This window comes from Aminivibrio sp. (genome assembly GCF_016756745.1).
Taxonomy (GTDB): Bacteria; Synergistota; Synergistia; order Synergistales; family Aminobacteriaceae; genus Aminivibrio.
The window spans coordinates 25,794-48,618 of sequence record NZ_JAESIH010000074.1 but is presented as its reverse complement, the minus strand read 5'-3'; the positions used below and the strand labels follow the sequence as shown (position 1 = coordinate 48,618).

General features: G+C 57.1%; 19 protein-coding genes, 1 tRNA gene and 1 other annotated feature. Of the genes, 1 reads left to right on the top strand and 19 read right to left on the bottom strand.

Translation table 11 applies throughout. The features are described from left to right. The first annotated feature begins 271 nt into the window (after positions 1-271). Entirely contained in the window at positions 272-1,234 is a 963-nt protein-coding gene (locus JMJ95_RS12800) for a TAXI family TRAP transporter solute-binding subunit (RefSeq protein WP_290686021.1), read from the top strand. 513 nt (positions 1,235-1,747) lie between these two features. Here JMJ95_RS12800 and JMJ95_RS12795 read toward each other — a convergent pair. The 19 genes from JMJ95_RS12795 to JMJ95_RS12705 all read right to left on the bottom strand — a co-directional run bounded on the left by JMJ95_RS12795 (position 1,748) and on the right by JMJ95_RS12705 (position 22,733). Beyond that, positions 1,748-2,944, bottom strand: a complete 1,197-nt coding sequence (locus JMJ95_RS12795; protein ID WP_290686019.1) for an alanyl-tRNA editing protein — start codon at positions 2,942-2,944, stop codon at positions 1,748-1,750. A 66-nt stretch (positions 2,945-3,010) separates the two neighbouring features. Beyond that, positions 3,011-3,086: transfer RNA gene (locus JMJ95_RS12790), tRNA-Arg, on the bottom strand. 211 nt (positions 3,087-3,297) lie between these two features. Next, positions 3,298-3,459 (bottom strand): hypothetical protein, encoded by a 162-nt coding sequence (locus JMJ95_RS12785; RefSeq protein ID WP_290686017.1) that lies wholly within the window; start codon positions 3,457-3,459, stop codon positions 3,298-3,300. A gap of 42 nt (positions 3,460-3,501) precedes the next feature. Continuing rightward, on the bottom strand, positions 3,502-5,853 hold the full coding sequence (locus tag JMJ95_RS12780) for an endonuclease MutS2 (protein WP_290686014.1): 2,352 nt from the start codon (positions 5,851-5,853) through the stop codon (positions 3,502-3,504). Further along, positions 5,843-6,412 (bottom strand): CvpA family protein, encoded by a 570-nt coding sequence (locus JMJ95_RS12775; protein ID WP_290686012.1) that lies wholly within the window; start codon positions 6,410-6,412, stop codon positions 5,843-5,845. The genes JMJ95_RS12780 and JMJ95_RS12775 overlap by 11 nt, the downstream gene beginning before the upstream one ends. After that, the gene (locus JMJ95_RS12770; protein WP_290686010.1) at positions 6,409-6,660 is read right to left on the bottom strand and encodes a hypothetical protein; all 252 of its coding nucleotides are present in this window, start codon (positions 6,658-6,660) and stop codon (positions 6,409-6,411) included. Before JMJ95_RS12770 ends, JMJ95_RS12775 begins: the two co-directional genes overlap by 4 nt. Before the next feature lie 2 nt (positions 6,661-6,662). Next, positions 6,663-6,989, bottom strand: coding sequence for a hypothetical protein (locus tag JMJ95_RS12765; RefSeq protein ID WP_290686008.1), 327 nt, complete (start codon positions 6,987-6,989; stop codon positions 6,663-6,665). A gap of 12 nt (positions 6,990-7,001) precedes the next feature. Beyond that, positions 7,002-9,404: a phenylalanine--tRNA ligase subunit beta gene (gene pheT / locus JMJ95_RS12760; RefSeq protein WP_290686005.1), complete on the bottom strand. Its 2,403-nt coding sequence runs from the start codon at positions 9,402-9,404 to the stop codon at positions 7,002-7,004. Beyond that, entirely contained in the window at positions 9,398-10,435 is a 1,038-nt protein-coding gene (pheS, locus tag JMJ95_RS12755) for a phenylalanine--tRNA ligase subunit alpha (protein WP_290686031.1), read from the bottom strand. Before pheS ends, pheT begins: the two co-directional genes overlap by 7 nt. 5 nt (positions 10,436-10,440) lie before the next feature. Further along, entirely contained in the window at positions 10,441-11,121 is a 681-nt protein-coding gene (locus tag JMJ95_RS12750; RefSeq protein WP_290686002.1) for a TrkA family potassium uptake protein, read from the bottom strand. A gap of 14 nt (positions 11,122-11,135) precedes the next feature. After that, a complete protein-coding gene (locus JMJ95_RS12745) occupies positions 11,136-12,455 on the bottom strand; it encodes a TrkH family potassium uptake protein (protein ID WP_290686000.1) in 1,320 nt (439 codons plus the stop codon). A gap of 18 nt (positions 12,456-12,473) precedes the next feature. Beyond that, positions 12,474-12,833, bottom strand: a complete 360-nt coding sequence (rplT, locus tag JMJ95_RS12740; RefSeq protein ID WP_133957815.1) for a 50S ribosomal protein L20 — start codon at positions 12,831-12,833, stop codon at positions 12,474-12,476. Between the two features lie 47 nt (positions 12,834-12,880). Continuing rightward, complete coding sequence (gene rpmI / locus JMJ95_RS12735; RefSeq protein WP_290685997.1) at positions 12,881-13,078, bottom strand: 50S ribosomal protein L35; 198 nt, start codon at positions 13,076-13,078, stop codon at positions 12,881-12,883. 97 nt (positions 13,079-13,175) lie between these two features. Next, positions 13,176-13,823 (bottom strand): translation initiation factor IF-3, encoded by a 648-nt coding sequence (gene infC, locus JMJ95_RS12730; RefSeq protein WP_290686028.1) that lies wholly within the window; start codon positions 13,821-13,823, stop codon positions 13,176-13,178. A gap of 474 nt (positions 13,824-14,297) precedes the next feature. After that, positions 14,298-16,217, bottom strand: a complete 1,920-nt coding sequence (locus JMJ95_RS12725; protein WP_290685994.1) for a TRAP transporter permease — start codon at positions 16,215-16,217, stop codon at positions 14,298-14,300. 86 nt (positions 16,218-16,303) lie between these two features. Continuing rightward, on the bottom strand, positions 16,304-17,299 hold the full coding sequence (locus JMJ95_RS12720) for a TAXI family TRAP transporter solute-binding subunit (protein WP_290685991.1): 996 nt from the start codon (positions 17,297-17,299) through the stop codon (positions 16,304-16,306). Positions 17,300-17,803: 504 nt separating this feature from the next. Next, positions 17,804-19,696 (bottom strand): threonine--tRNA ligase, encoded by a 1,893-nt coding sequence (gene thrS / locus JMJ95_RS12715; RefSeq protein ID WP_290685988.1) that lies wholly within the window; start codon positions 19,694-19,696, stop codon positions 17,804-17,806. A 45-nt stretch (positions 19,697-19,741) separates the two neighbouring features. After that, positions 19,742-19,965, bottom strand: a binding site (T-box leader). A gap of 37 nt (positions 19,966-20,002) precedes the next feature. Next, positions 20,003-20,443 (bottom strand): dUTP diphosphatase, encoded by a 441-nt coding sequence (gene dut / locus JMJ95_RS12710; protein ID WP_290685985.1) that lies wholly within the window; start codon positions 20,441-20,443, stop codon positions 20,003-20,005. Positions 20,444-20,450: 7 nt separating this feature from the next. Then, complete coding sequence (locus JMJ95_RS12705) at positions 20,451-22,733, bottom strand: polyribonucleotide nucleotidyltransferase (protein WP_290685982.1); 2,283 nt, start codon at positions 22,731-22,733, stop codon at positions 20,451-20,453. Positions 22,734-22,825 lie beyond the last annotated feature (92 nt).

Here is a 22,825-nt window from a genome sequence, read left to right as displayed (position 1 = left end):
AAACGGGGAAAAGAGCTTCAACCGCCCGAAAAGGAGAAAAAACCGTGGGACGGGGAAACGAAAAGGGTTCACTTCCCCGTCCGGGGACCTGTCTCTTCTCTTGGGGAACGAACCTGCGGATTTAGGTGAGGATGGACTCCTTGCCCCGGGGCATTTTCAGGTCTATACTTAGAGAGTAAATCGTTCCGTCGGATTGGGCGTTCCAACGGTTTTTTCCGGGAGGAATCGCCCAATTTCTTTCAATTTTCGCGAGGGGGGGGGAGTTTACCGGATGAAAAAACTGCTTTTCGCGGCCTTCTCTGCCGTTCTGCTTTTATCGTACCTCCCGGGGGCCGTTTCCGCAAGAACGTACCTTTCAATCGCGACAGGAAGCACGGGGGGAACCTATTATCCTCTCGGAGGAGGCATTGCGGAAATCATCAGCAGAAATGTTCCCGAGTTCCAGGTTACCTCCGAGACGGGAAACGCTTCCGCTGCGAATATCAATCTCGTGGGGACAAGGCAGATAGAAATGGCTTTCGCCCAGAACGATATCGCCTACTGGGCGTCAAAGGGAATGGCTCCCTTTAAGGAGAGGTACGACAACATCCGCGTCGTGGCGTCCTTGTACCCGGAACATGTCCACTGCATCACCCTGAAAGGAAGCGGCGTCAATGACATTATGGACATCAGGGGCAAAAGGGTGTCCGTCGGAGCCCCCGGTTCGGGAGTCCTGGGGGACGTGTCCGCCATACTGAAACTTGCGGAACTGCGCTACTCGGACATAAGCGCCGATTTCCTGGACTTCAACAGCACCACTCGGCGCTTCAAGGACGGCCAGCTCGACGTCGGCTTCGTCGTTGCCGGATATCCTACGTCTTCCGTAACGGATCTTGCCGCCACTCATGACATCGATCTCGTCAGCTTCAATGACGATTTCATGGCAAGGCTCACGGAGGAATATCCTTACTTCATCAAGGACGCCATCCCTGCCGGGACCTACCGGGGAATAGACCGCGACATTGTAACCCCCGCGGTCATGGCAATGCTCATATGTGAAGCCGGCCTTCCCGACAACGTGGTCTACAGGTTCACAAAGGCGCTGTGGGAGAACATTGCAGACCTTCACAAGGTCCACCCGAAAGCGGCGCTCATCACCCTGGAAACAGCCCTCAACGGAGTATCCGTCCCCGTCCACCCCGGAGCGGCCAGATTTTATGTCGAAAAAGGGATGACCGTTCCCGCGGTGAAATGATCCTTCCCAAAAAATCGAATGAGTAGGAGGGGGCGGCTAGCCCCCCTCCTCTCACACCGCCGTATACCGAACGGTACGTACGGTATACGGCGGTTCGGGAACCTTCACAAAATCCGGAGTATACTATTTTCAGGCTTACGAGCCCGTGGTCCGCCCAGTAGGCGTTATCGACTCCCCATAATCGCATCTCCCGATGACGACCTGCCTTTTCGGGCGAAAAGCCGGATCTCCCCGGGTAATGTTACTGTCTTTCACTCCATGCGGCCGCTCATTTACTGCGGTCATCCTTCGGCGCATGAACTTCGCTTTGTCCGACAAGTTCGTTATCTCCGATGCCGCAGCCTCAAATGGAAGGTAGTGTACCTCGGCCCGGAGTTTTGCCGCCGGTTTCCTTCAGACCCTGCCTTGCGGCAGACGCCCTTGCCTTGAGCTAACACCTACTGCGCCTTCAGTGTTCAGGACTTACACCGTATAGACATGAACCATGTCGGGCGCGCGAAAAAAAACGGCCCGTCAGGGCCGCTTTTTTTCCGCATAGACTTTCAGCGCTTCAAGCCAGGGCTCAACCTCCATCACAGGAGAAAGACCGTTCAGCCAGTCGCTCCGCCCGCCGCCTCTGGCGCGGAGCCCGGGGCTTTCCTTCAGAAAGGCGGAAAAATCGACGGAAATTTCTTTGCCGCCATAGAGGAGAAAGGAGCCCTCGTTTTTTTCCGGCTCAGGAAGCAGCAACAGCAACACCCTGCCGGGATTGGCGTCTGACCATTTCCGTGCCGCGGGAGCTGCGAGTTCCCTGGAAAAACCGGGAAGGACCGCGGCGGAAACAGGCAGTCCTCCGGCGCTGAAGTCTTCCGCAGGAAGGGAGATATATTGGGAAGCCCTCTCCATCAACTTCCGCAGGGCCCCGTTTTCCTCCTGAAGCCCGCCTACAACCCGGCCAAGCTGGGAGAGTCTGCAGCCTATGCTCCGAACAAGTCTGCGGGCTGCCTCGCTGTATTCCTGGCGAAGCACCGACCCGTCCACGGAAAACTTGAACTCCCAGTCCGGCGAGGTTCCCCGGAAAGCCGTGATGAAGAGGTTTCCCACCTTGCCGGTGGACGAAACATGGCTCCCCGAACAGGCGATGGCGTCATATCCGGGAATGCGGACCACCCTGATGGTTTCATCGGCGATTCTGCTCCAGTTTCCCTTTATTCCGGGAAGGTGTTCCGCCTCGTCCTTCGAAAGCATGACGGTTTCAACGGGAAGGTCTTCCGCAACTATCTTGTTGCCTTCCTTCTCCGCTTCGAAGAGCACATCCCAGTCCAGTTCACCATCCCAGGTCAAATATACCGACGTTTCGGCGCTGTCAACGGCAACCTTGAAAACCCGGAGCCCGGGATGGGCCTTTTCGAGAGCCCTTGAAAGGATATGTTCCCCCGTATGCATCCTCGAGAGGAGGCGATGCCGCTCCAGGTCCGCCTCTCCTTCCACTTCCATTCCGGGGGCAGGAGAACCCTTTTCCGCTTTTCCCGTGACAGCCAATCCTCCGTCCCGTTTTTCCGTGTCGTCGATTTGGAACCGGAAATCCTCCGTCCAGAGACTCCCAGAGTCCCCGGGCTGCCCTCCTCCGGAAGGATGAAGGTCTCCGCCGGAGAGAAGAAGGGTAAATTTCTTCTTTTTTTCATCCGATGATAGAACATCCAGAATGGTCGCCCTGAAACTCACGGTCACCGCCCCTTTTCCTGCCAATGTGGAAATAACACAAAGCCGGGATCAATCCCGGCTTTCGATTTTCTATGGCGCGCCTGTGGCGATTCGAACGCCAGACCCTCGGCTCCGGAGGCCGATACTCTATCCGCTGAGCTACAGGCGCAATGGCTGCCCCAAAAGGCGAAGTTAATTCTACCCTCGAACGAAGGAACCGTCAAGGAGCGGGAAATTGTCTTTCAATAGAGCCCCTGAGGTCCATGGGAACGAATTATTTGTTCGGGCCGACGCCCGTCACTGCGAATGCTCCGGGCGAACGATCATGGTTTGCGTTTCGTTTCAAGTTCGTCCAGCACCCTGCGGACATCACCCGCACATCAGGTCCCGGACGGGTTTTTTGCCGCGCATTCACAGGTTCCGGCATTTTTCGACGAGAGTATTTTTACGAGGATGGCGGAACGCCCGGTGACAAGATACTCTTTTTCAATATCTTCCCGGGAATACCCGAAGCAGTAGCATACAAGCCTGCCTTCAGTCACTTTCTTTCCCTCCCTTGCTCCTCGCGAGCTGCAATCCGCGTCTTATTTCCGGAACTCCACCACTGTGACGCCGAAGCCGCCTTCCGACGGGCCTCCGAGCCTATAGGACGCCACGTAATTCAGGGAGGAGCAGAGGGCGTGCACTTCCCTCCTGAGTATGCCTTCTCCCCGCCCGTGGATGACGGTGACCTGGTCGTAGCCCATGCGCATGGCCTGGTCGAGGTAGCGCTCGACCACGGGAAGAGCTTCATCCACGTTCATTCCCCTGACCATGATCGAAGGAGGAACCCGGTCCGGGGATATGGAAAAGGATTCGGGAGGAGTAACGGCCCCCTTGGGTTTCTTTTTGGTGGGAAGAAGCTTTTTGACATCCACTTCCATCTTCATGACGCCCGCCCTGAGAAGAGCCCGGTTTCCCCTGATGGACTCAATGGTCCCGACGATTTCCGTCCCCGCGACTTGGGCGGCCGTTCCGACGGAAGGGGAAAACTCTCCGTCGTCGGCGGCGCCACTTCGGAGAAGCCGTTTTTCCTGATTCTGCTCCAGATGTTTTCTTTCCGAGCGGACTTTTTCGCTCGTGTCCCGAATCTGGCGATGGACTGCTGATTTTGCGGAGTCTTCAAGCTGCTTCAGCAGCTTTCTGCTTGATTCCTCAGCTTTTTCCAGGATAGATGCAGCCTTCCGCTCCGCCTCGGAAAGAATCCTGTCCCTGCGGGATTCGATTTCTCTCATCTTGTCGTCGTACTTCTTTTTTTCTTCCAAAAGGCTTTTCCGCAAGGCCGCTATCTCCCCCTCCGCCCTGTCGAGCCATGCTTTTCTCTCGTTGAGTTCCCCTATCAGGTCTTCTACGGGGGCCTCTCTTTCGCTGAGAACCTTCCGGGCCTTTTCAAGCACCTTTTGCGGAAGACCGTACCTCCCGGCGATGAGCAGGGCGTTGCTCTTTCCCGGTACCCCGAGAAGCATCCTGTAGGTGGGGGAAAGGGATTCAATGTCGAATTCCATGCTGGCCGTTTCCACTCCCGGTGCGGTAAGGGCGTATTGCTTCACGGGATTGTGGTGGGTGGTGGCCAAGGTAAGTCCCTTTTCCCTGGTCAGGGTATCGAGGATGGCGATACCGAGGGCTGCCCCTTCCTGGGGATCCGTCCCCGCTCCAAGTTCGTCGAGGAGAACCAGGGACGTACGGTCCGCCTGCTCGAGAATGGAAATGATATTTTTCACGTGGGCGCTGAAGGTGGAAAGATTCTGCTCAATACTCTGCTCGTCGCCGATATCGGCGAATATGGAACCGATATTGCCCACCACGGAATCCTCCCCCGCAGGTATGGGCAGGCCGCACCAGGCAAGGTAGACGCAGACTCCGGCCGTCTTCAGGACCACCGTCTTGCCGCCCGTATTCGGCCCCGTTATGACGAGGCTCCGAAAACGGTCCCCGCACCTGATCGTCACGGGCACGGCAGCATCGCCGAGGAGGGGATGCCGGGCCTCCTGGAGGACAAACATGGTCTTTTCGGCATACTGGGGCAGTTTCCATCGTTTCTTCGCCATGACCTCCGCCGCGCCGTAAAAAAGATCGAGGTCAGAGAGAACGTTTTCGCATTCCGAAAGAGGCCGTTCCCTGGCAAGGATCACTTTGGTGAGCCTCCGCAAGATGGCCCGCTCTTCCTCCTTTTCATCCCGTACTCTCAGGGCAAGCCTGTTGTTTAGTGGAACGAGGGCGGAGGGTTCCATGTAGACGGAGCTGCCTGACCCTGACCGGTCCACCACCGTTCCCGGGAAGCGGTTGACGAACTCCTGCCGGACGAGAAAAACGAAATGTCCGTTTCTGAAGGCCGTCACCCTTTCCTGCAGCATATGGGCAAGAGAAGGGTTATCGAGAATGTTCTGGGCCGACCGGCGTATCTGCCGGCGAAGAGTCTCAAGGTCATGGCGTATTTCCGCAAGTTTAGGGGAGGCGGAATCATAAAGATTCCCCTTGTCGTCCAGCACACCGAGGGCATCCGACTCTTCCGAAAAATCCCGTATCTGCCGGCTGAGACTGTCGAAAAGAGGATAGGCGTCCCGGTGCTTCACCAGATGTTCCCTGGTCATCTTCGCCAGGGAGAGAAACCGGGCAACGGAAGCCAGCTCCTCACCGGTGAGCAATCCTGACTTCCGTGCCTCCGCCGTCAGCCCTGAGATGCATCCGGAAGAGTTCCACGGCCATTCGCCGAAGGTGTCCCTGCAGGACATATAGCTTTTGAAAAGGGCTACCCTTTCCTCAAGGGATTTCCCGTCTCCCCTGGGCCTCAGCCTGCCGATGGCCGACAAACCGAGTTCGCCCCTGACACAGGAGGCGAACTCGGCAAGAATCTTCGGTATTTCGAGGATTCTGAGAATGTCTTCCCTAACCTCCATTGCCGCCCTCGACTTTTTCCGGGAAGAGCCCGGGAAGATTCAGGCCCGGCAGGGAAAAATTCTCCGGGAAGAAATCGTATTTCCGGAGAAAATCCTGTATGCCCGGCCATGCGGCGTCCGCACCGCGCATAACGTAGCTCGACTCCATCCATTCCGTGGGCAAGAAGGGAGAATAGGTGGTGATGCCCACGTAAAGAAACAGGATGAGAACGGCCCCCTTGAAAATACCGGCGGCGGCGCCGAAAAACCTGTCGGCGAAGGTAAGGGACGCAAACTTCAGGAAGGCTTTGACAATCCGGCAGATCGAGGCGGCTAGAACGACAACCCCAATGTAGATGGCAACCATAAAGCCTACGGACACCATGGACAGATTGGCCTCCGGGAACATGGAGAGGATCCACGCCGCAGGCACGCCGGAATATTTCCAGGCCACTATGACGCCTCCAACCGTACCGAGAAGGGAAAATATTTCCCCTGACAATCCACGGAACAGGCCCCTGACGGCAAAGGAAGCCACAATCAGGGCAATGGCAATGTCAAAAACGGACGAAAAAGTCATAGCCCCTCCTTTTCCTGAATATTATCAAGCGATCGTTCGAGTTTTTTTCCGAGTTTCTCAAGCAGCCACGCAAGCTGGAGACAGGAAAGGAGCAGAAGGCTCTCCTGGTCGAGAGAATCTTCGAACTCCCTTGTAATCTCAGCAGACAGGTCGGTTATACCCTTGATGCTTTCGTCGTCGAGAGTGGTTTTCAGAAAGTATGATTTTTTCCCTATCCGGATCGTCACTTCACGAAGGGTGGCGTCCACTCCTAGGGTCTCCTTTCACCTCTGTCGTCCTGGCCGTTTGCCTGGGGCTGCCCTGCCTCGGGCATGAGCGAACTGAGCTTTTCGTACAGGGTTTTCATCTGTCCTTCGATCTGGCTCTTTTCCTTCTGGAAGGAGAGTTTTTCCCGCTCCAGTATCTCGAGGTTGCGCCGGTTCTCCTTCGATAATCGGATGCACTCCAGCTCTTTTTCCGAGAGTTTGTTCTTCATCTCGTTGATCTGGACGCGAAGCTGGTCTCTCTCGCTCCTCAGGGACGCGACCATCTCCACGAGCCTATCGGCAAGTTGTTCGATATGACTGATCGTGACCATGAAAATCTCCTCCTATCGAAGAATATAGCCCCTGGCTTCCATTTTCGCTCGGACACCGGCGTGCACCGCATCGACTTCCGCATCGGTGAGGGTTTTGTCGTTCCGCTGGTAGGCGAGGGAGAAAGCAAGACTTCTGTATCCGTCGGGTATTCCCTTTCCGGAGTAGATATCGAAGAGACGTATTCTTCTGAGCAGGTCGCCCCCTTCACTCCGGATTGCTGCCGTGACATCCTCCATGGGGCTCTCCACCGGCACGAGCAGGGAAATGTCCCTGTATACCGGCGGGAACTGGGAGTTTTCCCTGAAGACAGGAAGATACTCCTTGACCAGGGGTTCCAGGTCGAGCTCAAAGGCGTAGACGGGAGAACATTCGATATCCTTCTCAATGGCCGGCTTCAGCCGGAGCAGGTATCCGACGGGGTGCCCCTCCAGCATGATGACCGCTGTCTGCCCCCGATGCCCGAAGGGCTCTTCGCCCTGGACAAACCCGAGTGAAACACCCCTGCTCTCAGCGAGAGCAAGAATATCCCCTTTCAGGGAAAAGAGGTCGTCGGCTCCGGCGGGACCGAAAGGAAGGCGGGGGTCACGGCCGCCGTAGACGAGGCCGGAGATGCGCTCCACTTCCTCATGCCCGCCTCCGTCGAGAGGAAGAAACACCCTGCCGAGCTCGAAGACTCTCACAGGGGCCTTCCATCCGGCCTGGACAGTCTGCTCTACGCTCCGGATCAACCCGGGGAGCAACGTGGTCCTCATCCTCGACTGCTCGACACTCAGCGGGTTCGCCAGCTCCAGGGGGCGGGCTCTCCTGTCCTCGGGCGGAAGTCTGAGGAGCTCCACGAAGGAGGGAGACAGAAAGCTGTAGTTCACAAGTTCCACATACCCCCTGGAGAGGAGGATGGTCCGTATGCTGCCCTTCACCCTGGTGATATCGCCGATGTCTCCCCGACCGAAAAGAGCCTGGGGGAGGCGTGGGGCCAGGGTTTCGTTGTATCCCCGAATTCTTCCGACCTCTTCGATAAGATCTTCTTCGATGGCGATGTCGGGGCGCCAGGAAGGAACTGAAAACACCCGTTTCCCCTTTTCCGAGGCAATCTGCCGTAGCCCGAGTCTGGCGAGGATGGCAGAAGCTCCGTCCAGATCGTCGGTAAGAAGGATTTTCCGCAGGTTCTTTTCGGTAAGGGCAACTTCTCTCCGGGCAGGCTCAATGGAGAAGGCAGTCTTGAAGACGTAGCCCGTTTCCGCTGCGCCCCACTCTTTCAGAAGGGAAGCAATATAGCTCAGGGTCAGCTCCGACAGGTTCGAGTCCACCGTCCTGGCATAGCGGAAAGCCGCCTCAGAGTTTATGCCAAGCCGCCGGGACGTCCTGCTGACGCGGATGGCATCGAAGGTTGCCGATTCGATGAATACCGTCCTGGTTTCCGGCAGGATATCGCTGTTTTCTCCGCCCATGACACCGGCGATGCCAATGGGCTTTCCGGCGCTGGTTATGAGGAGATCGGAATTTTCGAGTTCATGCCGTTTCCCGTCCAGGGTGGTGATCACCTCTCCAGGTTTCGCCGAACGGACCGTGATCTCCAGAGCGTCAAGCCGCCCGGCATCGAAGGCATGGGTCGGCTGGCCGAGGGTCAGCATGGCGATGTTGGTAGCGTCCACCATTCCGCTGATCGGCCTCATGCCGAGGAAAGTCAGGGCAATCCGTGTCTTCAGGGGGGACGGGACAGGTCTGAGCCCCGTCGCCAGACCAAGACAATATTTAGTGCACCCGTCATCCAGAATGGAAATGCCGTCGAAGGGTACCGGCCATTCGGCGGCCTTCTCCGGAGGCGCTATGTCAGCGGGGTTCTTCTTCCATTCCGCCCCGGGGAACAGGGCATACACTTCCCTGGCCACGCCAAGGAGGCTCAGGAGATCACCCCGATTCGGCGTGATGGAAAGATCAAGGATGGCATCATCGAGGCCGAAAAGTTTCACCACGTCGCCGCCCAAGGGAGAGTCTCCCGGAAGGCGGAGAATGCCGAACTCGTCCGCAGCCTCGGGCACGCCCAGTTCGGCTGCGGAGAGCAGCATGCCCTCACTGTTGACGCCGCCGAATTCCCTGGTCCCCAGAACCGTTCCGTCGGCAAGGACGGCGCCGGGCCGCCCGTAGGGTACCCTGTCTCCCTCAGAAAGGTTCGGAGCAGCGGTGACCACAACGGCGGCGCCGATGCCGTCCCGTACCCCGGCAACGAAAAGGTTTTCCTTTTCGGGATGGCGCCCGAGGTTTTCGATCACAGCTACTTGAATGTTCTTCAGCAGGGCGCAGGGCCTTTCAACCGATTCCACCTCGCACCCGGTAAGGGTGAGCCGTTCGGCCACTTCCTCCAGGGTTGCGGGAATGGAGAGCACTTCGTTGAGCATATTCCAGGAAATCAGCATGAGAGAGTCCTCCCCGAGAGAAGAAAGGGCACGTTGCCTTCAAAGAGGACGCGCAGGTCGGTGAGCCTGTATTTCAGCATGGCAATACGGTCGAGGCCGATGCCCCATGCAAAGCCGTTGTAGACTTCAGGATCGATCCCCCCGTACCGGAGCACGTTGGGGTGCACCATTCCGAGTCCCGCCACTTCGAGCCACCCCGTACCCTTGCAGATTCTGCAGGATGGATTTTTGCCCGAGCATTCAACGCACTCGATATCCAGCTCCTGAGAGGGCTCGGTGAAGGGGAAATAACTCGCCCTGTAACGTGCTTTCAGGGGGCGGGAAAAAATGGCAGCCATAAGCGTTTCCAGGCACCCCTTCATGTCGGCTACGGAGATGTCCTTCTCCACCAGGAGGCCTTCGAGCTGGTTGAACATGGGGGAATGGGTGGGATCGCTGTCTCTGCGGTACACCTTTCCGGGGCAGACTATCCGTATGGGGGCACCGTACTTCAGCATGGACCGGACCTGCACAGGTGAAGTATGGGTCCTGAGCAGCTTCCCGTCGGGAAAATAAAAGGTGTCCTGCATGTCCCTCGCTGGGTGGGACGCAGGAATGTTGAGGGCCTCGAAATTGTGGAAATCGTCCTCGATTTCGGGGCCGAGGGCCACGGAAAATCCAAGTCCGGCCAGAATTTCCACCACGTCATGGGTGAGCTGTGCCACCGGATGGATTCCGCCCCATTCCCTGCCCCGGGCAGGAAGGGTGACGTCGATGCGGTTCCGTCGCTCTTCTTCAGCCGATTCTGCCTCTTCGACGGCTCTCTTTTTTTCGGCAAGACGGGCTTCAATGATGTCTCGGAGAGAGTTCACCGCCTCTCCTGCGGCAGGACGCTCCTCGGGAGGGAGCGATCCGATCTTTTTCAGGAAGGAGGTCAGAATTCCCTTTTTTCCGAGAAAAGTCACCTTCACCTGCTGCAGTTCCTCGGACGTTGCCGCCCTGGAAAGCTGTACGGCGAAGTCTTGTTCTATTGTATGCAGTTCGCCGGGAATTGATGTCACTTGCCGTTTCCCTCCTTGTTCTTTTTCTCCATCATTTTTGCGATGTCATCATCCGTTCCGGCGACAAGAAGCTTGTCGCCTTCCTGGATGACGCTGTCCGGCCGGGGCAGGAAGCGGCTTCCCTTCCGGTCAAAAAGGAGAACTATGCCATTATACTTCTTCCGAAAATCGAGTTCCATCAGCGATTTCCCCACCATTCCCGCCGATGCTTCAATCTCGCCGACGAGAACGTTTCCGCCCGGTATGGCGGAAAAGGCCGAAAGCCATGGGTTGACCAGTGTTTCCGCTATATTCTTGCCTGCATCCCTTTCCGGGAAAACCACCTTGTGGGCTCCCACTCGTGAAAGCACCCTTCCGTGAATCGAGGTCTGGGCTCTCGCAATGACTTTCGGGATCTCCAGCCCCTTCAGGATGGCCGTGGCAAGGATGCTTGCTTCAATATTGTTCCCGATCGCCACGACGGCGATATCCGCCTCTTTCGCACCTACCTTCAGAAGAAGGTCTTCATCTGTAGCATCGAGCTGGGCACAGTACTCCACAACGTCCGCAACTTCCTCGACCCTTTGCTTGTTTATGTCCACGGCGATTACATGCTGACCGAGTTCTGCCAGTTTTTCGCAGACGGAGACGCCGAAGCGCCCGAGTCCAACTACAAGGATGGTCCGTTTATTGTCCATGGTCCGCCTCCCTGTTATCCTACGGGGATGTTCGTTTCGGGAAAGGTGATTTTCGACGCCTCCCGGTCCCGGGAGATCATCCCGTACATGAATGTAAGAATACCAACCCGACCCCAGAACATCAACAGGATGATGATCACCTTTCCCGGAGCTGAAAGGGACGGCGTAACGCCCAGTGAAAGCCCCACGGTTCCCATGGCCGAAATCGCTTCGAAAGCCAGGGTAACGAAAGGGAAGGGTTCAATGAGACTCAGGAAAATAATGCCGAGCAGAACAGTGAGGACATACAGGACGGTAACCGCAAGAGCCCGCCTCACATTGCCGTCGGGAATCCTTCTGTTTCCTATGATCATGCTCCTTCCCCGTATTTCGGAAAGGGAGGAATAAAAAAGCAGTCCCGCTGTGGTGGTCTTGATCCCTCCTCCGGTGGACCCCGGTGATGCGCCGATGATCATAAGAATGCACAGGACAAAAACCCCGAGGGATGAGAAAGACGGTATGGGAATCGTGTTGAAGCCGGCTGTCCGTGCCGTAACGCTCTGGAAAAGAGCGTTCCAGATCTTCAGGGGAAAAGAACGGCCGGAGAGCCCCCCATCGACGTCCGAAGCCAAAAGGAGTACTGTCCCAGCCGCGATCAGGACGGCGGTTGTCCTGAGAACAAGAAGGGAATGGGCCGACAGGTGAGACCGTTCCCGCAGCCGGGCGAAGATGTCACTGATGACCAGGAACCCGAGACCTCCCGTTACGATGAGAGCCATGATCACTCCGGGAAGAAGAAACTGCCCGGAATACCCTTCCAATCCACCCAGCACGGTGGAAAAACCGGCGTTGCAGAAGGCGCTCACGGAATGGAAGACGGCGTGGAAAAGAGCCTCCCCCGGAGGGAAAGACCGAAGAAACACGATAAGGAGAGGAAGGGACGCGGCAGCCTCCACAGTGAGGGTAAATCTCAGCATCCGGAAAAGCAGTTTTACGGCTCCTGAGGGGGTATCAACTCCAAAGCCCCCGGTAAAAAGCAGCCGCTGCCGTATGCCGACCCGCCTTCCCAGCAACACCATGATGGCAGTGGCTGCCGTCATGACCCCGAGACCGCCGAGCTGGATAAGAAGAAGAACTACCCATTGGGATGCGGGTGCGAGGTCCTTGCCTGTGTCCACAACAACAAGCCCCGTCACGCACACTGCCGATGTACTGGTGAAGAGAGCGTCGAGAAGAGAAAGAGGCTTTCCATGCCCGGAGTTGAGAGCCCAAAGAAGCAGGGTTCCCGCCGCGATCAACGACAGGAACCCCAGGGTAATGGTCTTTTCAATCCGGAGCGAGCTGTAGGTCTTCACTTTCAGCCGGGCTGGCGGCTATCTGCCCAGGGCGCTCCGTGCCTGTTCGGAGAGCTTGATGAATGCAGGCATGTCGTTGATGGCCAGCTCGGAAAGCATCTTCCGGTTGATGGAGATTCCCGCCTTCTTCAGCCCGTTCATCAGGACGCTGTAGGACAGTCCCTGCGCACGGGAAGCGGCGTTGATACGGGTAATCCACAGCCGCCGAAAATCCCTCTTTTTTTTCTTCCGGTCGGCATAGGCCCTCGATAGGGAATGGAGGTAGGCCTCCCTGGCCCTTCTGTAAACATTCTTTTTTCGACCCCAGTAACCCTTGGTAATGGAAAACAGTTTCTTTCTTTTTCTATCGCTAGCGCTACCACCTTTGACGCGGGGCATCGCACGTCACCTCTTTCATGAAAATTGACTGTTAAACGGTATGTTCCTCAGCTGTACGGAAGCAATTTTCTCATGTACTCCATCTGCGTATCGTCAACGTAAGCGGTTTTGCGGAGCTTTCTGAGTCTCGAAGGGCTCTTGTGGGTAAGCAGGTGTCCCCTTCCCGCCTTGCGGTAGGAGAGTTTCCCCGTTCCTGTAAACGAGAATCTTTTTTTCGCTCCCGAATGGGATTTAAGTTTGGGCATGATGTGTTCCTCCTTCCCGGTATATTGAGTCAAGATTAAAGCCCGCCGCTGTGCACGGCAGGCGGAAAAGCGGTGTGCATTCTATGGGATCACGGAATTACTCTGCCGGTTTCTCCGCGGAGACCGGTGTTGTCTCCTTCGGCTTTCCATTGTTCTTTTTTTCAGTCGCCTCGGCGCCTTCGTTCTTTTTTTCGGGCTTCGGAGCCATCTTTCCCTGGCCGGGAGGAAGGGGAGTGAGCATGATCCTCATGTAACGACCCTCCATACGGGGGTTCCCTTCACTTTTGCCGAGGCCTTCGCAGTCGGCGATAACCCGGGCAAGCACTTCCTCGCCTTTGTTGAGAAAGGACATTTCGCGGCCGCGGAAGAACACCGAGACCTTTACCCTGTGGCCGTCCTCGAGAAAGCCCTTGATTGCCCGGACCTTGAAATCGTAGTCGTGCTCGTCGATTTTCGGGCGCATCTTCATCTCTTTGAGGGCCTGGACCTTCTGTTTCTTTCTCGCGTCCTTCTCCTTTTTCTGGAGCTGGTAGCGATATTTCCCGTAGTCCAGTATCCTGCAAACGGGAGGGTTGGCCTGAGGAGCCACTTCTACCAGGTCGAGCTGCCGTTCCTCCGCCAGCCGGATTCCCTCCGCCGTGGGTATTACCCCCAGCTTGACGCCGTTTTCGTCGATGAGGAGCACTTCACGGGATGTTATTTCACGGTTGACTCTGGGATCTCCGTCTTCTTTTCTTGTTACTATAACCTTTCACCTCCGTATGAAATATGAAGAGGGGCCGGTGAAGCCACCGGCCCCTCGATAGCGTACGAGAGATTCTCCGAGACCGGAAAGCACGCTTCGCCGTCCGGTGAGAGGGTGGCCCCTCTGCTTTGCGCTGATTGTAAGAAATCCTGACGAATATATCACACAGCCCGGGAAAAGGCAATCTTTTTTTCCGCCCCTGAATCGGCAGGTTTTTCAGGCAGAGGGGGTGTCGCCGGGCATAAGGGGAATTCGCCCTCCCCAGGGGCGAAGAGTTTATCCCCCGGGAGAGGGCGCCTGAGGTGAGAAAAACCGACACGGATGTCGGTTTCACAAGCAGGCAACCGGCAAACGCAGGGAGCCGCGGGACTCGCTTGGGCAGTTGTCACGAACGACAATCCGCACCCCCCGCCCAAGCGAGTTCCGGTGACGCTCCACGCTGGGGTGCGGATTTAGGCGCCCCTGAAGAATGTATCAGGGGGACGTCTCTCTCCTGGCCGCCCCGCCTGCGGAGAACCAGTGCAAGGCCACGAGCACGGCAAAAAAAACGAAGCTCGAGATTCGCAGCACTCTCAGCGGATTGACCATGAAAATTCCCGCCAGGACAAACAGTGCTCTTTCAAAGAAGGGCATGTCCCTTTTGAACATTCCTATGATGCCGCAGGAAAGGGAAAACACGCCGACAATGGCGGTGAAAACGTCGAGAAGATACCTCGGCAGAACGAAGTCTATGAAAAGAAGATCGGGATTGTAAACGAACAGGAACGGCAGCAGCAGGCCGGAGAGAGCCAGCCCCAGGGCGGCCATGGCCACCTTAAAGGGGCGTGCTCCCGCGAGCCCGGCAGCCGTGTAGCTTGTCAGGGCCACGGGTGGGATCACCGCCGACATTGTGCCGTAGTAGAAGGCGAAGAAATGAGCCGCCAGGGGGTGGACTCCCATCTGTTGGAGTGCCGGAGCGGCGATCGTTGCCGTTATGATATAGCAGGGCGTTGCGGGAAGCCCCATGCCGAGGACAATGGCGGCGATCATGCACAGGATGAGGGCGGCCCAGAGTTTTCCTCCTGCAAACATAATGATGTTCATGGCGATCACCTGGCCCAACCCCGTCATCCCAACAGCACCGACGATGAAGCCCACAATAGCGCAGGAAATACCGACCGGTGCGGCGCTCCTGGTTCCTCCGTCCAGAGCCTCGATGACCTCCCGTATCCCCATGCGGGTTGACCGCTTCAGGGAAGAGACCAAAACGATGGCAAACAGACCGAGGAAGGCGGAATACAGGGGCGTGTAGCCTGCCACGAGAAGGTAGATGATGACCGCGAGAGGAATGGTCATGTGTCCCTTGTCGAGCATCGTCGCCTTGAGGGAAGGGATATCTCCTGGTTCCATGCCCTTCAACCCCCTTTTCTTGGCCCTCAGGTCCACCATGAACATGATGGCGAGATAATACAGAAGCGCGGGAGTGAAGCCGGCGATCATAATTTTCACGTAGGGAATCCCCAGGAAGGTGCTCATGATAAAAGCGGATGCACCCATGATGGGCGGCATGAGGATGCCGCCGGTACTGGCAGCCGCTTCAACAGCCCCGGCGAAATAAGGCATGTACCCCACCCTCTTCATCAGCGGAATGGTGAATGCCCCCGTGGTAGCGACATTGGCCTGGGCACTTCCAGAAATGCTCCCCATGAGAGCCGAGGCTACCACAGCCACCTTGGCGGGCCCTCCCCTGTATCTCCCGGCGAGGGCGAGGGAGAAGTCGTTGAAGAACTCGCTTGTTCCGGAGGCCGCCAGGAATGCTCCAAAGAGGATAAACATGAAAACGTAGCTGGAAGAAACCATGAGGGTGACACCGTAAATTCCCTGGTCAGTGAGAGCCATCCGGATGATGATTCTTTCCCAGTTGAATCCTCTGTGGGCGAAGAGCCCGGGGAAGTAAGGCCCGAGGCGGGTATAGGCGAGGAAAAGGAGGCTGAGCACTGTCAGGGGCAGGCCGACGGCCCTTCGGCTCGCTTCTACCAGAAGTACCATGGTGACTACTGCGACCGCAAGGTCGGTGAAGGTGGCCTGAAGGTTCGACTGAATCAGTCTGTCATAGGTGAGAAGCAGCCAAGCCATGCACCCGAGGGAGACGCCCGCCAGAACCCAGTCGGGCATGGAAGGGCGTTCTCTGGGGGATCCGGCAAATGCCGGATAAAAAAGAAAGATGATCGCCATGAGGGTTCCGAGGTGAATGGCATTCATCTTGATGGCAATGAGCAGGCCGACGCTGTTCATCCAGAAATGGACAAGAGCTGTGGAAACGGTAAGGACAAGGGCGGCCCTGCCTGCTGCTCCGGACAGTTTTCTTGTTGGGATGGACTCTCCCGGCAGAAGTGCGGAAAGTATTTTTTTCATCCGGTTTCGCTCCTCCGAAAAAAGGGCGGCATGGGGCAAAAGAAGCCCACGCCGCCCAGATTGATTTGTTAACCCTGCCCCTGGAATCAGGGAAGAAGATCCTGGGGAATGGTTACCCCCATTTCTTTGAAGAACTTCACAGCGCCCGGGTGAAGGGGAGCGCCAAACAGACCGTCCACGGGATTGTCGAAGTCCACCTTCGTAAAGGCTGCGTGTTCATTCTTCAGGTCTTCTTTCCTGCTGTATATTATCTTCAGCATGTCATAAACAAGTTCCTCAGGCACATCCTTCCTTACGAGAAGGGCAGACTTGATTCCGGCCACCCTGAGTTCCTTTTCCTGGTTAGGATACGTTCCGGCGGGGATGAGAACTCCGGCGTAAAAGGGAGCCTCTTTTTTCAATTTCGCAAGATCCTCGGGAGAGAACTCAAGCATGCTCACTTCCTGCCGCCCTGCATAAAGCTCGGCCACGGCAGCCACGGGAACGCCGGCTTCGGCGTTGAATGCATCGAGCTGGCCGTTCTGAAGAGCTTGGGAAGCTTCGCTATACCCAACGTACTCCGCCCTGATATCGTCGAAAGAGAGCCCCGCAAGAGCTTTCAGCAGAACCCGGGAGCTAAACTCCGTTCCGGAGGCGGCAGGGCCGACGGCGACCTTCTTGCCCTTCAGATCTGCCCATGTTTTGATGCCGGAGGAGCCGCTCACTATAAACTGGGTCACATCGGGCCACAGGCCCATGACATAGCGGAGGTTCTCAATTTTCTTCCCTTCGTAGCGGCCCGTTCCGGTATAGGCAAAACCGGTCAGGTTCGCCATGGCGATGGCCATCTCGGCCTCGTCGCGCTGCATCATGTCAAGGTTTTCCACTGTTCCTCCCGAACTCTGGGCGGACCATTTGTACCCCCTGTCCATGAGTGCGGCATTAAAATGGTTGGCGAGGATAGTGCCGATGGGATAGTAAGTACCTCCGGTGGAGCCGGTGACGATGGTGACGAACTTGCTGGAGGCAACAGCCGACCCTGCGGCGGAGAGAAGGAAAAACGCGAGGCAGAACAGAACCAGGATTTTTTTGTTCCACTTCATACTTCTTCACCCTTTCTCTTGTTATGATGTTTCTCGATGCTCAAAAGCAGTATTCCGAATACTTTAATGAAGAACGCAAAAAATTATAGCAACTTAAGGGAACGGATTCAACATATTCCGCTCAACCTAAATCCGCACCCTAAAAAATAAAAAACCTCTCTGGACTGTTCGGAGAACAGTGGTAAGGTAGTGTTTAGGAAGGCACAACCCTTCACCAGAGAGGTGCAATCATTATGACTGAAAAGGCGAAGAAAATCCACATCGAAATGAAGAGCGCCTAAATCCGCAGGCATCGGGGAACGCTTGGACGGGGGGTGCAGATTGTCGTTCGTGACAACTGCCCAAGCGAGTCCCACGGCTCCCTGCGTTCACCGGTTGCCTGCTTGTGAAACCGACATCCGTGTCGGTTTTTCTCACCTCAGGCGCCCTCCCCCGGGGGGATAATCTCTTCGCCCCTGGGGAGGGCGAAGAGTTCTCGCTCCGCGCTCTTTGCGGAGATATCCCCTAGAGAGGGTTGAACTCCGCAGCCAGGACCTCCCTGAACTGGTTCATGGACATGGTCCCTAGATCGCCCCGGCTCCGCTCCCTGGGGGCGACGCCGCCGGACTTCCTTTCCTTCTCTCCCACCACTACCATGTAAGGAATTTTCTGGCTCTGGGCGTCACGGATTTTTTTGCCGAGCTTTTCATCCCGCTCGTCCACTTCCACCCGGATTCCCGAATCCCGAAGCTCCGCCGCCACGGTACCTGCGTATTCAGCGAAGTCGCCCGAAACAGGAAGAATCCGCACCTGCACCGGTGCGATCCAGTAGGGAAATGCTCCGGCAAAGTTCTCCACAAGAATGCCGAAGAAACGCTCAAGACTGCCGAGGACAGTTCGGTGGAGCATCACTGGCCGGTGTTCCTTGCCGTCGGCCCCCACGTAGGAGAGATCGAACTTTTCGGGCATCTGGAAGTCCAGCTGTATGGTGCCGCACTGCCAGGTTCTCCCTATGCAGTCCTCGAGATGGAAGTCGATCTTGGGTCCGTAGAATGCCCCGTCGCCGGCGTTCAGCCTGTACTCCGACCCTGTCTCTTCAAGGGCCTGCTTCAGGGCATTCTCAGCAATAGTCCACTGCTCTTCCGAGCCCATGGAGTTATCCGGCCGGGTGGACAGTTCCATGGTGTACTTGAAGCCGAAAACGTCCCTGTAAATGAAATCGCAGAGGTTCATGATCCCGATGATCTCGTCCTTGACCTGGTCGGGGCGGCAGTAGAGATGGGCGTCGTCCTGGGTGAAGCACCTGACCCTCATGAGCCCGTGAAGAACGCCGCTCCGTTCATGCCTGTGAACCACCCCGAGCTCCGCCATGCGCATGGGCAGGTCACGGTAGCTCCTGAGCTGGGTTTTGTAGACCAGCATGCCGCCCGGACAGTTCATGGGCTTGATGGCAAAGGGGTGCTCGTCGATTTCGGTGAAATACATGTTTTCCCGGTAGTGATCCCAGTGGCCGGACCGTATCCAGAGATCCCGGTCCAGGATGAGAGGCGTCCGGATCTCGCTGTACCCCCGTTTTATGTGCTCTTTCTTCCAGAAGTCCATGAGACAGTTCATGATCACCATGCCCTTTGGGTGGAAGAAAGGAAAACCGGGGGCCTCGTTCTGGAGGCTGAAAAGATCAAGCTCCCTGCCGAGGCGGCGGTGATCCCTGCTCTTCGCCTCTTCCATCCTGCGGATGTACGCCTCCAGGGCATCCTCGGTAGCAAAAGCGGTGCCGTAGACCCGGGTGAGCATGATGTTCTTTTCGTCCCCCCTCCAGTAAGCTCCCGCCACGGTGAGAAGGCGGAAATGCTTCAGGTAGGACGTGTTCGGCACATGGGGTCCGCGGCAGAGGTCAGCGTAGTCACCCTGGAAATACAGGGACACATGATCCTCCTCCAGCCCGGATATGATCTCCGTCTTGTAAGGATCGTTCTTCTCCATGAAGTAGGCAAGGGCTTCCTCTCTGGTCATTTCCCGCCGTTCCACGGGAATCGCCCTTTTTGCAAGGCGCCGCATTTCCTTTTCAATTTTGGGGAGGTCTTCCTCGGTGATGCCTCCGGGAATTTCCATATCGTAGTAGAATCCGTCCTTTATGGAAGGGCCCACACCGTACCGGGTACCGGGATAAAGTTCCGACACCGCCTGGGCCATAAGGTGAGCTGCGGAGTGACGGAGGATGTCCAGTCCCTCTTCCGAGTCGGCCGTTATGGGAGCGATGTCGCCGCTCTCCATGATTTCCGAGGATAGGTCAACAGCCTTTCCGTTCAGTTTCGCCGCCACGGCGCCGCTTTTGAGGCCGAGTTTGTCCAGTGCTTCCCCCGCTGTTCCCGATGAAAGCCGCACACTTTTTCCTTCCGGTTCTTTCAGTTCATACATGATTCTCTCCTCCTCGTAATAATGAAAAAAGCCCACACATCTCCTTTCGGAGACGGCGTGGGCTGCCGTGGTTCCACTCCAATTCCGGCTTTAAAAAGCCGGCGCTCGTTGACCGCTGTCAGGGGCGGACCCCGGCGCCTTGTTCCCGAAGGTTTTTCGGCACCCGCTCAGGGGCGGTTTTCGAAGAAGCTCCGCAGGAAACCTTCCAGCCTCGGGTTTCCCTCTCTGTCGCGGAGGGGTGCTTCTACTCTCCCCGTCATCGCATAAACTTGTTTTCGTGTCTTATACCCCGAAAAGGCGTTTCTGTCAACTCCTGCCGGTGCTGCCGAAACCTCCCTCGCCCCGATCGGAGTCCCCCAGGGCTTCCTCCCTCCAGGAAATCCTGGACACAGGGGCCAATATGAGCTGGGCAATCCTGTCGCCGGCGGTGACGGTGAAGGATTTCTTTCCGTGGTTAATGAGGAGCACCCGTATCTCGCCCCTGTAATCACTGTCTATGGTACCCGGAGCGTTCAGCACCGTGACACCGTGCCTGGCAGCCAGGCCGCTCCTCGGCCTGACCTGGCCTTCGTACCCCTCGGGAAGCTCGATCCTGAGCCCCGTGGGGACGGCGGCCCATTCACCGGGAAGAAGGACCTTGTCTTCAGCAGCTCTCAGGTCAACGCCCGCTGAAAAAGCCGTGGCATATTCCGGGAGGGGTAGCTGGTTCGCCATCCCCTCCCGGACAATCTTTACTGGTACGTCCATGGAAGGTTTATTCCCTTCCTCCGGACGAATGACGGCGGGGTCCGCCGCCTCTCCTGTCTCCCCGGTCAGGCCTGCCGCCGCCGTGAGAAGGGCGATCCCTCTCGGGGGAAGGATTGGCCTTTGCAGCCGCTGCAAGGGCGGCAATGACCTCCTCCCGCTCCTTTTCGGCGGGAAGCACGTCGGAAAGGCCCTCGTCCGAGATCCGGGCCTCGTTCTCGAGGATGCGGCGCCTGGTCAGGTTCACCCTGTTCATGTCGTCGATCTCCTTGACCATGACCAGTACCTTGTCCCCCACCTTGAAGACGTCGTCCACCTTCGGGATCCTGTAGGTACTCACCTCGCTCACGTGGAGCAGCCCCTCCTTGCCGGGAAGGCATTCAATGAACAAACCGAAGGCCATGAGCCTGGTAACCGTGCCGTAATACACCTCGCCGGCTTCGAGGTCCTTTGTGAGGCCCCGGATAATGGCAAGGGCCTCGTCAACCTTGTCCTGGGAGGAACCGGCGATGTAAATTTCACCATTGTCCTCCACGTTGATCTTCACGCCGGTCTTCTGGGTGATTCCACGGATGACCTTTCCGCCGGGGCCGATGACGTCGCGGATCTTCTCGGGGTCAATGGCGGTCATGAAGATCCTGGGAGCGTTGGGGGAAAGCTGCGCCGGCGCTGGAATGGCGGCCTCCATCTTCTCGAGGATGGCCATCCGTGCCGCTTTTGCCTGCCCGAGGGCCTGCTCAAGGATCCCCCTGGTGATGCCGCCGGCCTTGTTGTCCATCTGCAGGGCCGTGACTCCGTCCCTGGTTCCCGCCACCTTGAAATCCATGTCGCCGAAGTGGTCCTCGAGGCCCTGGATATCCGTCAGGACGGCAACATTGTCACCTTCCTTGATGAGCCCCATGGCGATGCCGGCCACGTGCTTCTTCATGGGAACGCCGGCATTCATCAGGGCGAGGCTTCCGCCGCAGATGGAGGCCTGGGAGCTCGAACCGTTTGATTCAAGGATGTCGGAGACAACCCGCATGACGTAGGGAAAATCGGCCTCTTCAGGGATCATGGGACGGAGCGCCCTTTCGGCAAGGGCTCCGTGGCCGATTTCTCTTCTGCCCGGCCCCCTCATGGGACGGACTTCGCCCACGGAATAGGGAGGAAAATTATAGTGAAGAATGAACCTCTTGGCGGGCTCGTCTTGTTTCAGTCCGTCCAGGATCTGGTCGTCCACGCCCATCATGCCGAGGGTGGTCACCACGAGGGCCTGGGTCTCGCCCCGGGTAAAAAGAGCAGAACCGTGGACCCTGGGGAGAATCCCCGTCTCGCAGGTGATGGGACGAAGCTCGTCCATGGCCCTGCCGTCAACCCGGACCCGCTCGTCCACGATGAGAGAACGCACGGTCTTCTTGACCATCTCGTCGATGAAGGCGGCGATATAGTCTGCGCTGTCCGGATATTCTTCAGCGAAATGTTCCTGGGCCTTGTTCCTCGCCGCTGACAGTTTGTCACCCCGGGGTTTTTTCTCATGGATCTGCACCGCATCCCTGATCTCGGCACCGAGATTGTCTGTAATCCACCGGTCGATGTCGGGAAAGGTCGGAGGCGTGGGCAGAACGAGTTTTTCCCGGCCGACGGAAGCCCGCATCTCGTTGAAGAGACCGACGATTTTCCTGATCTCGCTTTGGGCGAGGTCAAGGGCATCCACGAGGACCTCTTCGGAAACTTCCCTGGAACCGCACTCCACCATGGTAACGCCCTCGAGGTGTCCGGCCACGAGGAGATCGAGCTCCGAGACGAGCATCTGCTCTTCTGTCGGATTCACCACGAGTTCTCCGTCGACGAGGCCGATGCGGACGGCGCCCACCGGGCCGCCCCAGGGAATGTCGGAAATGGAAAGAGCCGCCGATGCGGCGTTTATGGCAAGGACGTTGGGCGGGTTGACCTGGTCGACCGCCAGCACCGTGGCCACCACGTGGACGTCGTGGCGCATGGTTTCGTCAAAAAGCGAGCGGATGGATCGATCCACCATCCGGCAGCTCAAAACCGCGGTTTCGGAAGGACGGCCTTCACGTTTGATGAAGCCGCCGGGTATTTTCCCCGCCGAATAGAATCTTTCCTCGAAATCAACAAGGAGAGGAAAGAAATCGATCCCCGTCCTCGGCTTGTCGGTAATGCACGCCGTGGCAAGGATCGTCGTCTCGCCGTGACTCGCCATCACTGCTCCGTTGGCCTGTTTGGCCACCTTGCCGGTGGCGAATACGAGAGGTCGGCCTCCCACTTCAACTGAAAACTGCTTTTCCATTCATTGTTCCTCCTCTATATTTCTTTTCTCTTTGTATGCGGAGTAAGAATACCATAATCCGGGCCTGGAAAACAAAAAAAATGCGGGGACTA

What these genes read in the sequence shown, in the direction of transcription:
- JMJ95_RS12800 (WP_290686021.1), top strand. Translation starts at nt 272, where the DNA reads ATGAAAAAACTGCTTTTCGCGGCCTTCTCTGCCGTTCTGCTTTTATCG.
- JMJ95_RS12780 (WP_290686014.1), bottom strand. Translation starts at nt 5,853, where the DNA reads ATGGAGGTTAGGGAAGACATTCTCAGAATCCTCGAAATACCGAAGATT.
- JMJ95_RS12775 (WP_290686012.1), bottom strand. Translation starts at nt 6,412, where the DNA reads ATGACTTTTTCGTCCGTTTTTGACATTGCCATTGCCCTGATTGTGGCT.
- JMJ95_RS12765 (WP_290686008.1), bottom strand. Translation starts at nt 6,989, where the DNA reads ATGGTCACGATCAGTCATATCGAACAACTTGCCGATAGGCTCGTGGAG.
- pheT (WP_290686005.1), bottom strand. Translation starts at nt 9,404, where the DNA reads ATGCTGATTTCCTGGAATATGCTCAACGAAGTGCTCTCCATTCCCGCA.
- JMJ95_RS12750 (WP_290686002.1), bottom strand. Translation starts at nt 11,121, where the DNA reads ATGGACAATAAACGGACCATCCTTGTAGTTGGACTCGGGCGCTTCGGC.
- rplT (WP_133957815.1), bottom strand. Translation starts at nt 12,833, where the DNA reads ATGCCCCGCGTCAAAGGTGGTAGCGCTAGCGATAGAAAAAGAAAGAAA.
- rpmI (WP_290685997.1), bottom strand. Translation starts at nt 13,078, where the DNA reads ATGCCCAAACTTAAATCCCATTCGGGAGCGAAAAAAAGATTCTCGTTT.
- JMJ95_RS12725 (WP_290685994.1), bottom strand. Translation starts at nt 16,217, where the DNA reads ATGAAAAAAATACTTTCCGCACTTCTGCCGGGAGAGTCCATCCCAACA.
- JMJ95_RS12720 (WP_290685991.1), bottom strand. Translation starts at nt 17,299, where the DNA reads ATGAAGTGGAACAAAAAAATCCTGGTTCTGTTCTGCCTCGCGTTTTTC.
- thrS (WP_290685988.1), bottom strand. Translation starts at nt 19,696, where the DNA reads ATGTATGAACTGAAAGAACCGGAAGGAAAAAGTGTGCGGCTTTCATCG.
- dut (WP_290685985.1), bottom strand. Translation starts at nt 20,443, where the DNA reads ATGGACGTACCAGTAAAGATTGTCCGGGAGGGGATGGCGAACCAGCTA.
- JMJ95_RS12705 (WP_290685982.1), bottom strand. Translation starts at nt 22,733, where the DNA reads ATGGAAAAGCAGTTTTCAGTTGAAGTGGGAGGCCGACCTCTCGTATTC.